General features: G+C 61.5%; 6 protein-coding genes and 3 pseudogenes. All 9 read left to right on the plus strand.

Going from position 1 to position 14,400, the window contains the following annotated elements:
• The 9 genes and pseudogenes from C8N35_RS14850 to C8N35_RS14885 all read left to right on the plus strand — a co-directional run bounded on the left by C8N35_RS14850 (position 1) and on the right by C8N35_RS14885 (position 14,312).
• A complete protein-coding gene (locus tag C8N35_RS14850; RefSeq protein ID WP_107990476.1) occupies positions 1–1,521 on the plus strand; it encodes a tripartite tricarboxylate transporter permease in 1,521 nt (506 codons plus the stop codon).
• Positions 1,505–3,094: a gamma-glutamyltransferase family protein gene (locus C8N35_RS14855; protein ID WP_107990477.1), complete on the plus strand. Its 1,590-nt coding sequence runs from the start codon at positions 1,505–1,507 to the stop codon at positions 3,092–3,094. The genes C8N35_RS14850 and C8N35_RS14855 overlap by 17 nt, the downstream gene beginning before the upstream one ends.
• A 79-nt stretch (positions 3,095–3,173) precedes the next feature.
• Complete coding sequence (locus C8N35_RS14860) at positions 3,174–4,175, plus strand: bile acid:sodium symporter family protein (RefSeq protein ID WP_107990478.1); 1,002 nt, start codon at positions 3,174–3,176, stop codon at positions 4,173–4,175.
• 265 nt (positions 4,176–4,440) lie between these two features.
• Positions 4,441–4,776: an ArsR/SmtB family transcription factor gene (locus C8N35_RS14865; RefSeq protein WP_210203539.1), complete on the plus strand. Its 336-nt coding sequence runs from the start codon at positions 4,441–4,443 to the stop codon at positions 4,774–4,776.
• Positions 4,777–5,773: 997 nt separating this feature from the next.
• Positions 5,774–7,807 carry an amino acid adenylation domain-containing protein gene (locus tag C8N35_RS14875; protein ID WP_107990480.1) on the plus strand — a complete coding sequence of 678 codons (2,034 nt, stop codon included), beginning with the start codon at positions 5,774–5,776 and terminating at the stop codon, positions 7,805–7,807.
• Positions 7,808–7,867: 60 nt separating this feature from the next.
• A pseudogene (locus tag C8N35_RS24515) lies at positions 7,868–9,025 on the plus strand (beta-ketoacyl synthase N-terminal-like domain-containing protein); the annotation flags it as partial.
• A 30-nt stretch (positions 9,026–9,055) separates the two neighbouring features.
• Positions 9,056–9,427: pseudogene (locus C8N35_RS24520) on the plus strand (ketoacyl-synthetase C-terminal extension domain-containing protein); the annotation flags it as partial.
• Between the two features lie 75 nt (positions 9,428–9,502).
• A pseudogene (locus C8N35_RS14880) lies at positions 9,503–13,225 on the plus strand (SDR family NAD(P)-dependent oxidoreductase); the annotation flags it as partial.
• 34 nt (positions 13,226–13,259) lie between these two features.
• Positions 13,260–14,312 (plus strand): glycine betaine ABC transporter substrate-binding protein, encoded by a 1,053-nt coding sequence (locus C8N35_RS14885; RefSeq protein WP_107990482.1) that lies wholly within the window; start codon positions 13,260–13,262, stop codon positions 14,310–14,312.
• The last annotated feature ends 88 nt before the right edge of the window (positions 14,313–14,400 follow it).

Genomic DNA, 14,400 nt, shown 5'->3' on the forward strand with positions numbered 1-14,400 from the left:
ATGGACAGTTTCCTTGACGGCCTGTCGCAGATCTTCACGTTCACCACGCTGATCTACATGCTGGCCGGCTCGATCGCCGGTATCGTCGCGGCCGCCATTCCCGGTTTCACCGTGACGATGGCCATCGTCCTGACCCTGCCGCTCACGTTTTCCATGGAGCCGTTGCAGGGCATCGCGGTCATGCTTTCGGTCTATGTGGGAGGCTATACCGGCGGTCTCATTTCGGCTGCGCTGTTGGGTATTCCCGGCACGCCGTCCTCGGTGGCAACCACCTTCGACGCGTTCCCGATGGCGCGCAACGGCGAAGCGGGCAGGGCGTTGTCGCTCGGCGTGTGGGCTTCGTTCTTTGGCACCGTCATCTCCACGATCGTGCTCATCGTCGCCGCGCCGCCGCTGGCCATCATCGCGGTGAAGCTGGGACCGTGGGAGTATTTTTCCCTTATCGTCTTCGCCCTCACGATCGTGGCGAGCCTTGTCGGGTCCTCGGTCATCCGGGGCATGCTTGCCGGTCTCATCGGACTTGCCATCTCGACGGTCGGCACCGATCCGATCATGGGTCGTCCGCGCTTTGATTTCGGCGTGGAGATGCTACAGGCCGGATTGCCGTTCCTGGTCGTGCTGATCGGCATTTTCGCGATTTCACAGCTGACTTCGGAGGTGGAGGACGCAAAGAGTGTGCGTTCGGGAACGTCGCTCGTGGCGGGCTCCATCGACTTTCAGACATGGAAGGTCATGAAGGAGGTGCTGGGGCGACCGGTAAACCTGATCCGGTCCTCCATGGTCGGTGTGCTGATCGGCGCGTTGCCGGGAGCCGGAGGGTCCATCGCCAATCTCGTGGCATACGACCAGGCCAAGCGGGCCTCCAAGACGCCGGAGAAATTCGGGCGTGGCATACCAGATGGCGTCGTCGCCTCGGAAGCCGGCAACTCCGCGACCGCCGGTGGCGGCCTGATCCCGTTGATCGGGCTCGGTATTCCCGGGTCCGCGGTCGACGCTATCCTCATGGCGTCCCTGATGGTTCACGGCATCTCGGTCGGCCCCCGGCTCATGCTGGATCACGCGGATCTCGTCTACGGCATGTTCATCGCCATGGCCGTGGCATCCCTGATGATGCTGTTCGTGTCCCTCGTCTCCATGCGTCTCTTCCTGCGGGTGGCGCAGACGCCGAAATGGGTGATCGTGCCGGTGGTGATGGTTTGCTGCGTGGTGGGCTCTTTCGCCCTCAACAACCGTGTGACCGATCTCTACCTTCTTGGCTTCATCGGTGTCGCGGGCTATGTGCTGCGCGAGCTCGGCTATTCGCTCGCGCCGCTTGTGCTGGGCGTGATCCTGGGGCCAATCGCGGAAACCAATCTGCGCCGGGCGTTGATGACAGATGGCGATCCGATGCTTTTCGTCACCCGGCCCATCAGCCTGCTCTTCCTTGCTGCCGCCTTCGTTTCGATCGTTTGGGCGATCCGCAGCCATCTGAAAAAACAAAAATACTATATCGAGGATACGTCCGATGCTTCTACGTCATGATCCCATTTACCCCTCCCGACGGTCTCCGGTTCTCGCCGATAACGTCGTGGCCACATCGCAACCATTGGCCACTCAGGCCGGCATAACGATCCTGCAGCAGGGCGGAAATGCGGTCGACGCCGCGATCGCGGTCGCCGCCACGTTGACGGTGGTCGAGCCGACGGGCAACGGCCTTGGTTCCGACGGCTTCTGCATCCTGTGGGATGGCAAGCAGCTGCACGGGCTGAATGCCTCCGGGCCGGCTCCGGCCGCATGGGCGCCGGAGCGGTTTCCGAACGGCATTCCGCTGCATGGCTGGGACAGCGTCACGGTGCCCGGCGCGGTCGGCGCCTGGGTCGAGCTTTCGGAGCGCTTCGGCAAGCTGGGGCTTGCCACGGTTCTCGCGCCGGCGATCCGGTATGCGGAAGATGGGTTCACCGTGTCGCCGGTCATCGGTGCGCTGTGGGCCAAGGGGGCGCAGTCATTGAGCGCCCAACCCGGCTTCGCGGAAACCTTCATGCCCGACGGCCGCGCACCGAAGGCGGGCGAGCGCTTTCGCAATCCCGGTGCCGCGCGCACCCTCAGGGCGATCGCGGACACCCGGGGACGCGCCTTCTACGAAGGTGAGATCGCCGAGGCGATCGCGGCTTTCTCGAAGGCGAACGGCGGGGCGATGACCGTGGCAGATCTCGCGGGCTACCGTCCCGAATGGTGCGGCACGATCAGCCAGCGGTTCGATGACGTGGCATTGCACGAGATTCCGCCCAACGGCCAGGGCGTCGCCGCCCTCATGGCGTTGGGAATCCTGCAACACACCTCGATCCGGGATCGCGGGCCGGATGACCTTGCATCGGTTCATCTCCAGATCGAGGCGATCAAGCTCGCCTATCGCGATCTGCATGCCTTTGTCGCCGACCGCAAATACATGACGGGTGTCAGCGAAGAAGCGCTGCTCGATCCGGATTATCTCAAGTCACGCGCCGCGCTGATCGATCCCGACAAGGCACAGGACTTCGGTGCCGGTGCGCCGAAGCGCGGAGGTACCGTTTTGATGAGCGTTGCCGACGCCTCGGGCATGATGGTCAGCTTCATCCAGTCGAATTACATGGGGTTCGGCTCCGGCGTCGTGGTGCCGGGTTACGGCATTTCGATGCAGAACCGGGGTGTCGGCTTCACCACCGAAAAGGGACACCCGAACTGCGTGGCGGGAGGAAAGCGTCCTTTCCACACGATCATCCCCGGCTTTGCCATGAAGGGCGAGGAACCTCTCATGGCCTATGGCATGATGGGCGGGCCGATTCAGGCGCAAGGCCATATGCAGCTTCTGCTGCGCACGCAGCTGTGGAACCAGGACGTGCAGAGTGCCGCCGACGCGCCGCGCTGGCGGGCAATCGAGGGACTGGACGTCGCCTGTGAGCCGACCATGGCGCCGCAAGTGCTGCGCGGTCTTGTCGACCTTGGTCACAAGATCCAGGTTGAGGCCCCGGACAACGCTTTCGGCTTCGGCGGGGCGCAACTGGTTCAACGGCTTCCGGACGGCGGATATGCGGCCGGCTCGGATCCGCGCAAGGACGGACATGCGGCAGGGTTCTGAACTCCGCCGCACAGGGGGGGGGCTTGGCGGTTCGTCTTCCAGGCCGGGATTCTGGCAAACAACGGAAATGGATCCGGTAATGAGCTTGTTAAGGCGCATCGGTGTCGACACATACATGTTGCTGCTGTTCGCAACGGTCGGCCTCGGCCTGCTTCTCCCGGCACAGGGATTGGCCGCCACCTCCTTGAAGCATCTGACCTATTGGGCAGTTTCGCTGCTGTTCTTTCTTTACGGCGCCAAACTCGATCCGAAGGCCGTGCGCGCGGGGATCACGAACTGGCGTATCCAGGGCATGACCTTCGCCGCGACCTATCTGATGTTTCCCTTGCTGGGCTTCGCGCTCGCCTGGATCTTCGGACCGCTGCTCGGGGCGAAGCTGTCGCTGGGGCTTCTGTTCCTGGCCGTCCTGCCCTCGACCGTGCAGTCGTCCATCGCGTTCACCTCTATTGCCGGCGGCAATGTTGCCGCTGCCATTTGCGCGGCTTCCGTGTCGAACCTCGTGGGCGTCGTGCTCACGCCGGCGATGGTCGCCTTTCTGCTGCATCAGGGCGATGGCGGTGTCAGTCTTGATTCCGTTATCAAGATCGGCACGCAGATCCTGCTGCCTTTCGTGATCGGACAGATCGCGCGGCCATGGGTCGGGGCCTTCGTGCAAAAGCACAAGACGCTGACCATGGTTGTCGATCGCGGGTCGATCCTGCTTATCATCTACGCCGCGTTCAGCCGGAGCACGGTCACGGGATTGTGGGGAGCCATCCCAGTCAGCAGCCTGTTGATGCTGATTCTCGTGGTGCTGGTGTTCCTCGCGATCATCATGGGTCTGATCGCGGGAGCGGGCCGGGTCTTCCGGTTGAATGCGCCCGACCGCGCAGCCTTGTTCTATTGCGGTTCGACCAAGAGCCTCGCGTCGGGACTGCCCATCGCCACCGCGCTCTTTGCCGCCGACAAGGTGGGAGCGATCGTCTTGCCTCTGCTCGTCTATCACATGAGCCAGCTTCTGGTTTGCGCCTATATCTCCCAGAAAGCGGCACATGCCCTGCGAGCGCCACAGGAGCGGGCCGTTACGAGCGGGGCTGGATAAGCCCCCCGGCGCGGGGGAGCCGAATTCATCCGGGATGGAGGCGTCCATGTTCGGATACCAGTGCGGGAAAAGGTGAGTGTGGCAACCGTTCCGCACGGCATCCGGATCTCGATGCGGAATGGTCCGCCGTGCGCGGACCCCTCAAATTGCTCAAGCGTCCGGCGCGCGTCGAGCTGCGTCATGTTCCCGTGCGCCGCCTCGCCAGATCCTTGACTCGGCTAACGATTGGGGACATAGCAATATAGCGATAAACATAAAATAGAAGATGCCGACCATGATCTGCCTGCCAGAAGCATCAGAGCACAGACTTCGTCAATTGAAGGCGATCGCAAGCGACGTGCGCCTGACAGTCCTTGAATGGCTCAAGGATCCCAGGACGAATTTCCCCAACCAGAAGACGGAAGACCCCGCGAAGATCGGCGTGTGCGTCACGCTTATCGCGGCCAAAGCTGAAATCAGCCAGCCGACGGCGAGCCGTCACCTCGAAATTCTAAAGAACAGCGATTTCGTGAAGATCAGAAAGATCCATTCCTGGTCGTTTTATAGCCGGAACGAAGACGCGATCAAGGAATTCTCCCGTTGGCTTTCGATTAACGTGTGAAGCGAACCGGCATTTTGATCTGATGGGTTTGAGGGAGCACATATCGACGCCCCGCTGATCATGGATCAACGAGTTGTCGGGTGTGTGGTCTTTCGGATAATGGCATGATAGGCTTCTTCAAGCATGAATATTGCTTGATATATCATTTTTTACTGGAATTCCGATCATCGTTTTATATTGAAAAGTACTTCTGGGTGAATGTACTGTGCTATTCAGTAGGTATGTTAACTATTATATCCAAGGTGCGGCTGAGCTTCAGTATCGTGCCCAGCCGGGATTGGAAAAGAACTTGCGCCGTGGCTGTGGCGCCGGGCTGTTCAACCGCGCACAAGGGCACCTTGCCCTGCGGGTGAAGCCCGCTTGTCGGCGCCTCAGCGCGAACGTCGCCTCCGCCGCCCCCGATCCCGACAATCTGGAAAAACGGCGCCCTGTACGAGTGGAGAAATGGGCGGAGAGAATCTGCGGCGAGCCCGGACACCTGCGCCCCCGTACCGACCAGTTTGCGGGTCCGCATGCAGGGCTCGCGTTTGATGTGGCTCGCACATGAGACGGAGGTTTTGCTGCCTGTCTCGTCAAGAATTCGAGTGAGAGCCCAAAAGCGAGCCTGAAACGGCACCGAGGCGGCGAAGAAATGCGAGGGCGAGATACGCCCGGTCGGAGCATATACTTCGATTGAGCAGAGAGGTTGGGAAATTTCGTAGCGAGCCTATTATGGAAACCGGCAGTTTTCCCGGACGGCTCACCTCTGCAATCGAAACCTCTCAGGCGAACCCCTTCCTATCGCAAATGTCCGGCCGCAAGGGCTGGATGGGGGCGAGACTGAAACGGGGGAGTAGGCGACTGTCCGCAAGTGAAGGCCGGTGTGGCGTCGGGCGCGATCATCGAGTCACGGTCTGGAGGCCCAGACAACGTCCGCCCAGCGGTTGACGGGTGGATCTGGAAATAGCAATATAGCTATATTATAAATTCACGTTATTGCGATCGGGGAGTTGCCTGAATGACAAAGCCCATTCCTCTTGAACCCCTTGCCGTTGACCGCACATCCGATCTGCCCGGAAATCAGTCCGTCGACATCGCCCCGGCCGCGAACCAGATCACTCTCTATTCGGCGATCAGCAGGATAGGCGAACGTGACCCTGATCGCCCCGCCGTCAGGTGGAATGGCGACGTCTACACCTATGCGGCATTGCTTCGTCGCGCTCAGACCATCGCACATGCTCTGGCCGGGGAAATCGCCAGAGGAACGGAGGGCGACCTTGCCGGGGGGCGGCCGGTATTCCCTGGTGTCGTCGGACTGTGCCTCGAGAGATCCTTTGATCTCGTCGCGGGCCTCGTGGCGTGCCAGATACTCGGATGTTCCTACGTCCCGATGGACACGGAATATCCGCTTCAGCGCCTCACCCACATGCTGCGCACCTCGCGCCCGGATGTACTTGTCACCTCCCGGCGCACCGCCGCCGCGTGTGGGCTGGATACCGCGCCGGGCCGCGTGCTTTACGCCGAAGACATAGGTGAGGGGGAGAGTGAAGGGCGCACGTCCAACAGCGCCTTGAAGCGCGCGCGCGGTGGTCACGATGCGACGCCGGTCGGCGGATATCAGATCTACACCTCCGGATCGACAGGGCTTCCCAAGGCCGTGAACATGAAGGGCCGGGCGCTTGCCAACCTGATCGCATGGCAGTTGGAGCTTTCGGGCGGATTGCCGGAAAACGCTGCCACCGGGCAGTTCGCGCCGATCAGCTTCGACGTTTCGTTTCAGGAAATCTTCTCCACCTTGTGCGCAGGCGGATTGCTCGTCCTGTTCTCGCCCGAGCAACGGCGGGATCCGTTCCTGCTCATCGAGGAGATAGAACGTTCCGACATATCGCGGCTCTTTCTGCCGTTTGTGGCCTTGAAGCAGCTTGTCCAGTCCGCCGCGGCGGCGGGGACCTTTCCGAGCTCGCTCAGAGAAATTCATACCGCAGGCGAGCAACTCGTGGTTTCCGAACCCGTGCGAGCGTTTTTCCGCGCGCTACCGAAGTGCAGGCTCTTCAACCAGTATGGTCCGTCGGAAACCCATGTCGTGGCTTGTTACGCGCTCGGCGAAGATCCTGACAGCTGGCAACGTCTGCCACCGGTTGGCAAGGCCATCCACAATGTCGGACTGCATGTTCTGAAGGGCGACAATACCCCGGTTGAACCCGGCGAGATCGGCGAGCTGTGCATCAGCGGCCGCGCGCTGGCGGCCGGCTATGTGCGCAATGACAAGGCAACGGAGGAGAAGTTCCGCTTCGTGTGTCTCGACGGACAATTCCTCAGGATCTATCGAAGCGGCGACCTCGCAAGGGTGGATGAACAGGGGCAGGTCGAGTTTCACGGCCGCGCCGACCAGCAGGTGAAGATCGACGGCTACCGGGTAGAACTGGGCGAGATCGAAAGTGTGCTTTCCGACCATGCGGCCGTCGAGAAGGCTGTTGTGGTTCATGATCGAGACGAGGGGGCGGGAGGCGCGCTGGCGGCCTTCATCATCGTCAAGACCGGCAGGAAGAAGCCCGCCCTGAGCGGAGACATTGCCAGCTTTCTGGCCGCGCAACTGCCCGGATACATGATCCCGTCCGCCATCCGCTTCGTGGATGAGTTTCCCAGGACAGCGAGTGGCAAGATCGATCGAAAGGCGCTCGCTCAAAAGGGGCGGGAGGGCAAGCCGATCACATCAACGCCCCTTAAGACGACAAACCAGCCGGGCGAGCGGATCGACTTGTGCGATTTTCTCGTGCAGACATGGCGCGATATCACCGGCCGCGAAGATCTTGATCGGGAAGACAATGTTTTCGACCATGGCGCGCGTTCGGTGATGGTTCCCGAATTCCAGCGCCGCCTGCTGGAACAACGCGGCCGACGCGTTTCGGCCGCCTCCGTTTTCGAATACCCCTCTTGCGCTAAACTCGCCCTTTATCTTTCCGGAGGGCAACCATCGACATTTCTGGGTCAGGGCGGTTCGAATGTCGGCCTTGCCCGCAAGGCTGCCTCGTTGTTGAGGCGGTCGCGCTAGGTGCGCATTTTTCCTTTTAGCCAAAGCATTACCCCCATTTCTTTTCATGGAGAGTTCGATATGACCACGCCCGAAGCGAATGGTCTGGAAATAGCTATTGTCGGCATGTCCTGCCGCTTTCCGGACGCGGATACACCTGAGAGCTTCTGGCAGAACATTGTGGAGGGCCGCGAGAGCATCCGCCGATTGTCCGACGTCGACCTGGCCTTCGCCGGGGTCGATCGGTCGCTTTGGGATGGCGAGGACTACGTCCGCTATGGCTCAAGGCTCGACAAGGTCGCGTATTTCGACGCCGAATTCTTCGCCATTCCACCGCGTGAAGCCGCGGCAATCGATCCGCAACAGCGCCTGTTTCTGGAAAGCGCGTGGCATGCCCTGGAAGCCTCCGGATACGCGGCGCGCTGCAAGGATGTTGCCGTCGGCGTCTATGGCGGCGTGGGACCCAACACCTACATGGCGGTCAACGTGGGACCCGGGCGGGACTTCGAGAAAGATGGCCTGCTCGACTCCATGGAAGGTTTCCAACTCATGCTGGGAAACGACAAGGACTATCTGGCAACGCGCGTGGCCTACAAGCTTGGCCTGAACGGGCCCGCTCTCGATATCCAGACCGCCTGTTCCACGTCACTCGTCGCCATCCATCTGGCCTGCCGGGGATTGCAGACGGGCGAATGCGACCTCGCTTTGGCTGGAGGCGCTAATATCGTATTTCCCGATGGCGCTGGCTATACGCGCCAGGACGGCATGATCATGTCGGACGACGGGCATTGCCGGCCTTTCGACGCCAAGGCCAGCGGCACAGTGTTCGGAAGCGGTGTCGGGGTCCTCGCGCTGCGGCGGCTTGAAGACGCACTTGCCGACAACGACACCATTCATGCCGTCATCAAGGGGTCGGCCATCAACAATGATGGTGCGGACAAGGCGAGTTTCTCCGCTCCCAGCATCAAGGGCCAGGCCGGGGTGGTCGCGGATGCACTGGCGGCCGCCGAAGTCGACCCGAACTCGATTACCTATCTGGAGACGCACGGAACCGCGACGCGGCTCGGCGATCCGATCGAAATCGAGGCATTGTCGAGCGTGTTCGGCGCGCGCGATGAAGAGGCCGGGCCCATCGCGATCGGCTCGGTGAAGGCCAATATCGGGCATCTGATTGCCGCAGCCGGCGTGGCGGGCGTTATCAAGACGGTCGAGGCGATCAAGGCAAAGACGCTACCGCCCAACATCAATTTCGACGCGCCGAACAGCGAGATCGAGTTCGATCGTCTTCCGTTTGCGCCCATTACGGAGGCGCGGCCCTGGCTTGACGACGGCCCGCGCCGTGCCGGGGTCAGTTCCTTCGGCGTCGGTGGTACGAATGCACACCTGATTTTGGAAGAGGCGCCCATTGTCGAGGAACCGCGTGCCACCGAGGATGAACCGGCCGGAGCGCAAGATTGGTCCCATGTTCTTGCTCTTTCCGCCAGATCGCCGGCCGCGCTGAAGCAATTGGCTAACGAGACTGCGGATCTGGTGGAGCGCACGGGGAACGCGAACCTGGGCGCGATATGTTTCACGGCGGGTACGGCGCGCAGGCCGTTTGAATTCCGCCTGGCGGCGAGCGGTCGCGATGCCGCGGAGATCATTGCCGCGCTGAAAGGCGCCGAGATCGAAAAGGCAAGTTCCGCGCCGCTTCTGGCCGCCATGTTCACCGGGCAGGGCGGTCAGCATGAGGGGATGGGGAGGGGGCTCTACGAAACAGAGCCCGTTTTCCGCGCGGCGATGGAGCGCTGCAGCGCCATTCTCGAACCCGATCTCGAGCACCGGCTGACCGACGTCCTTTATCACGACGAAGCTCTTCGCACGCTGGTGCATGACACGACCTACACCCAGCCGGCGCTGTTTGCGGTCGAATATGCTCTTTACGAACTGTGGCAATCGCGCGGTGTAAGCTCTGAGATCGTGCTGGGTCACAGCGTCGGAGAATATGTCGCCGCCACCGTCGCGGGTGTCTTTTCGCTTGAGGATGGATTGCGGCTGATTGCCAGACGCGGCCGCCTGATGGGGGCCTTGCCGCGAAACGGCGCCATGGCATCCATTACCGCCGGCCCCGACAGGGTGCGCGAGATTTTGACCGAGAGTGGCTGCGAGCTGTCCGTCGCCGCGCAGAACGGTCCGTTGAACACGGTCGTTTCGGGGCTGGAGAGCGAGATCGAGAAGTTGGAACGATACGGTTCCGGGCGGGAAATTCCGGTGACGCGGCTCAAGGTTTCACATGCCTTCCATTCCATGCTGATGGATCCGGTCCTGGCGGAATTCGAGGACTTCGCCCAAGGCGTCGCGTTCCATCCCCCGCGCCTGACAATGATCAGCAACGTCACCGGCGAGATCGCCGGAGATGCCGTCGCCTCGCCCAAATACTGGACCGACCACATTCGTAACGCTGTCCTTTTCCGCCAATGCCTTGAAAGCGCGCGCCGCTGCGGCGCCACGGTGTTTCTGGAAATGGGTGCCCATCCCGTGCTGAGCGGACTGGCCCAGACCGCGATCGAGCAGGATGAGGAAAAGGTCAGCTTCGTGGGAACGTTGAAGCGGGGCATCGACGACCGGGCAGCCTTCGCCGCCGCCAGCGGACGGCTCTTCTGTGCTGGTGTATCGCCGGAGTGGAGAACATACGAGCCTGCGCGCTCTCACCGGGTCGTCGCGTTTCCGCGAACCCCTTATCAGCGCAAGCGGCATTGGATCGAAGCGGGCGGGCGAGAACGTCCGCAATGGCACAACCGTCGGCGCTGGGTGCCGCTTGCCGATCGCGCCGAAGATCCGGGCCGCCGTCTCGGTCGGTGGTTGGTCGTGGGTGATCCCGCAGGACTGGGGGGAAGTCTGGCGCAAGCCATCACCGATGCGGAGGAAGGTTCGGGTGCAAGTGCCGTACTCGATCCGGCCTTCTGTTTCCACGACAAGGTTGCGATTGCGGAGGCGGTTGAGACCTTTCGCCGGGATGGTTCGGACCCGATCGCGGGTGTCATCTTTGCGCCAGGCCAGGGGGCAGAGATTGGCACCGAGGTTGAAGCTGTTGCATCGACCGGCGCACGCAAGCTCATGAACCTCGCGCATCTTCAGCAGGTGTTGTGCGAAAACGAGAATTTGGCCGACACCCGGATATGGATCGTCGGTCGCGGCGGACACGCGTCAGGCGGAGAGAGACAGTCCGCAAAAGCAGCGGCACAAGTCCGCGGCATGGAACTGCAAAGCGCGATGCTGCATGGCATGGGGCTCGTTCTTCAAAACGAATATCCCCAAACGTGGGGGGGAAGCATCGATTTGGCGCGGGAGCCGGAACCGGGGGAGGCGGCGGCCGTCCTCGACATTCTCCGGTCCGCCTCCGCTGAAGCCGCCTACGCCGTTCGTGCGGGCGAGATTTCCGTGCTCCGGGTGGCTCCTGTGCCGGAAAGCGAGATCGCACCGGCAGCTTCGATATCTCCCGATCGCGTCTATCTGGTAACCGGCGCAAGCGGCGCCTTGGCGCGGCAGGTTGCTGATTGGCTGGTTGCGAGCGGTGCCCGGCACCTGTTTCTGATCAGCCGCAGTGCGGAAAAGTTGCGTCAGACGAAGTGGTGCGCGTCGCTTGCGAGCGCCGGTATATCGATCGAGGCGGCATCTGCGAACGTGGCAGACGAAGCCGTCATGCGCGACGTCTTCGCAAAGATCACGGCTCACGGCGTTCCGCTTGGCGGCATCGTGCATACGGCCGGCATTGTCGAAGACCAGCTCGTTTCGGGTATGCGCAACGACAGTGCTTTGCGACGTACCTTGGTTGCAAAGCTGGAAGGCACATTGGTTCTCGACCGTCTGTCGCGCCAGCATTCGCCGGACTTCTTCATCTGCTTCTCGTCTGTCAGCGCGTTGCTGGGGATGAAGGGGCAGGCGGCCTATGTGGCCGCCAATTCGGCCATGAACAGGATCGTGGAAGGCCGAAACCGCGCGGGCTTGCCGGGCCTATCGATCGAATGGGGGCCTTGGGTGCAAGCGGGAATGGCCGCTTCGCTCGACGAAAAATTCCGAAAACGCCTTGGCGACTTCGGCATCCTCGGTATCGAGAATGCCGAAGGGATACGGAAACTCGCGGAGCTCTCCGGCACGAACGGCGTCATCTCGAGTGCTCCGATCATCTGGGGCGACTACGCGAAGAAGCAGTATGGCGAAGTGCCGAAGGTGCTGAGCGAGTTGTCCGCATCAAGACCCGATCGTGCCGCCCCCAACGGCGACGAAGGCGTCGAGGACACCATGCTTGCCCAACTCTCCCGTCTTGCGGCGGATGAGCGGACGCAGGCCATTGGCAACCTGTTGCGCGATCAAATCGCGAAGGTTCTGGGGGCCGATCCCCAGGCGGACCTCGCCCACGACGTACCGTTGAACCGCATGGGGTTCGATTCCCTTGCAACGATCGAGTTCCGCAACGCTCTTTCCAGGAGCGGTCTCAAGATTTCGCTGCAAAAGCTCGTCATGGGCGCATCGGTGAATGATCTCATCGCGGATATAGAAGCCCAGGCGGAGACGGAAGCCGGCCCCGCGTCGCCCGCCATCATGCGTGGCGACGAGAGCGACGACACCTATGACAAAAGCTGCGTCATCATCCCCAAGCCACGCCCGGATGCCAAGGTCCGGCTCATCGGCTTCCCCTATGCGGGCGGCGGGCCTCTCGTTTTCCAGAGCTGGGTCGACAGACTTCCCGACCATATCGAGCTGGGCATCCTGCAACTGCCCGGCAGAAGTGCCCGGTTGAAGGAGGATTTCTACACCCGCATGGAAGACTTCGTCGAAGGCCTCATGCCGGACATCGTTCCCTTCCTGGACAAGCCGTTCGCCTTCTTCGGCCATTGCGTCGGCGGTGTTCAGAGCTTCGAGATTGCACAGCGGGTTCGAAGGGACCTCGGGCTTCAGCCGGTTCACATGTTTGTCGCCGGCGGTCGCTCGCCACAGATCTACAATGACGACCAGTTCGCCATCGACGTCCAGCAGTTCAACCACGAAACCGGCAAGGCAGAGCACGAGCTGGAGGAGGAGGACTTCGTGGAAATGCTCCGCGAGGTCAATTTCGCCAATAACAAGGCGCTGTTCGAGGACAAGGAGATGCGGGAAATGATGCTCCCCATCATCCAGGCGGACTACGAGATCAACAACTACTATCGCTACGGATCCCATCCCCCGCTCGATACGCCGATCACCGTCATTGGCGGGCGGATCGATCCCTATGTCACCGGAGAGCATCTGTACGGCTGGCAGGATCACACGACAGCGGATTTCAAGTCGTACTTCTGTTCTGGCGACCACTATTTCATGGAGCATCAGGCAGATCTGCTCGTGCGCATCGCGTGCGAAGCATTGCCTGCTTCCAAAGACTATTCCGGCGCCGCGCAAAGCGAAAAAATCAACGCGGCCTGATTGAATTTTTGACCAAAAAGAATGGAGAACGAAAATGTATTCAATATCTTGCAATATCCGAAAGGGATTTCTGGCGACCGCACTCGCAACCGTATGCCTCGCGCTCACGCCTTCAGCCCATGCCGCGGACGGGAGCCGGATCTCCATCTATGACGGCGGCTGGGAGAACATCCAGATCAACGACGCGATCGCCGCCTTCGTGATCGAAACCGTCTTCGACCAGCCGACCGAGATCGTGGCGTCCGACGTGCCGGACATGCAGAAGCAGATGATCGCGGGAACCATGCAGATCAACATGGAGATGTGGCGCTCGCTGATGGACCCCTGGGTCACGGCGCAACTAGAGGCGGACAAGATCGTCGATCTCGGGCCGAGCTATGAACGCGCGACGCAGGGCTTCTATGTCCCGACCTACGTGATCAAGGGGGACGCTTCGCGCAATATCGAGCCCCTCGCGCCTGATCTGAAAACCGTCAGCCAGCTTGCGGGTTACGCCAAACAATTCCGGGCCGAAGCCGGGCAACCCGGCGTCTGGATCAACTGCATTGTCGGCTGGGCCTGCCGCGAGCCCAATCGCGTGAAGATGGTGACCTACGGGGTATCCGATGCCCTGGAACCGATGGAGCTGCCCTCCGAAACCGATCTCAACGGTCGGGTGCGCGCGCTCTATGCGCAAGGCAAGCCGTTCGTGACCTATTACTGGGACCCGAGCCCGCTGCTGGGCGAACTCGACATGACACTCCTGGCCGAACCGGCCTACTCGGAGGAATGCAGCGCGGCGATCGACAAGGCGGTGAAGGACTGGAAGCCCGGCAACGCGGCGTCCCAGGCATGTGCCTACAAAACCGTGGCGATCCACAAGTTCGCCACGCGTCAGTTCGTTGACGACCACCCCGACATCGCCGCGACCCTTCGCAAGATGAACGTGGGTACGGACACGGTCCGCGAGCTGGCGGGCTACATGGTCGAAAACGAGGCCACGCCGGAAGCGACCGCCAGACACTTCTTCGAACAGTATCCCCATGTCTGGAAGAGCTGGCTGACGGACGAACAGGTCCAGCGCGTGACACGCAAACTGGCGATGTAACTCCCACATGCAGCCAAGAAATCATCAGCCGGCGGGATCCCCGGATGCCGCCGGCTCAATCCTGTCGTGCGTCCAGTTTCGGCTGAAA

Origin of the sequence: Breoghania corrubedonensis (genome assembly GCF_003053845.1) — a bacterium.
GTDB classification, from domain to species: Bacteria; Pseudomonadota; Alphaproteobacteria; order Rhizobiales; family Stappiaceae; genus Breoghania; species Breoghania corrubedonensis.

Excerpts from the sequence above, each read along its gene's own strand:
- C8N35_RS14850 (WP_107990476.1), top strand. The coding sequence starts at position 1 with ATGGACAGTTTCCTTGACGGCCTGTCGCAGATCTTCACGTTCACCACG.
- C8N35_RS14860 (WP_107990478.1), top strand. The coding sequence starts at position 3,174 with ATGAGCTTGTTAAGGCGCATCGGTGTCGACACATACATGTTGCTGCTG.
- C8N35_RS14855 (WP_107990477.1), top strand. The coding sequence starts at position 1,505 with ATGCTTCTACGTCATGATCCCATTTACCCCTCCCGACGGTCTCCGGTT.
- C8N35_RS14885 (WP_107990482.1), top strand. The coding sequence starts at position 13,260 with ATGTATTCAATATCTTGCAATATCCGAAAGGGATTTCTGGCGACCGCA.
- C8N35_RS14875 (WP_107990480.1), top strand. The coding sequence starts at position 5,774 with ATGACAAAGCCCATTCCTCTTGAACCCCTTGCCGTTGACCGCACATCC.
- C8N35_RS14865 (WP_210203539.1), top strand. The coding sequence starts at position 4,441 with ATGCCGACCATGATCTGCCTGCCAGAAGCATCAGAGCACAGACTTCGT.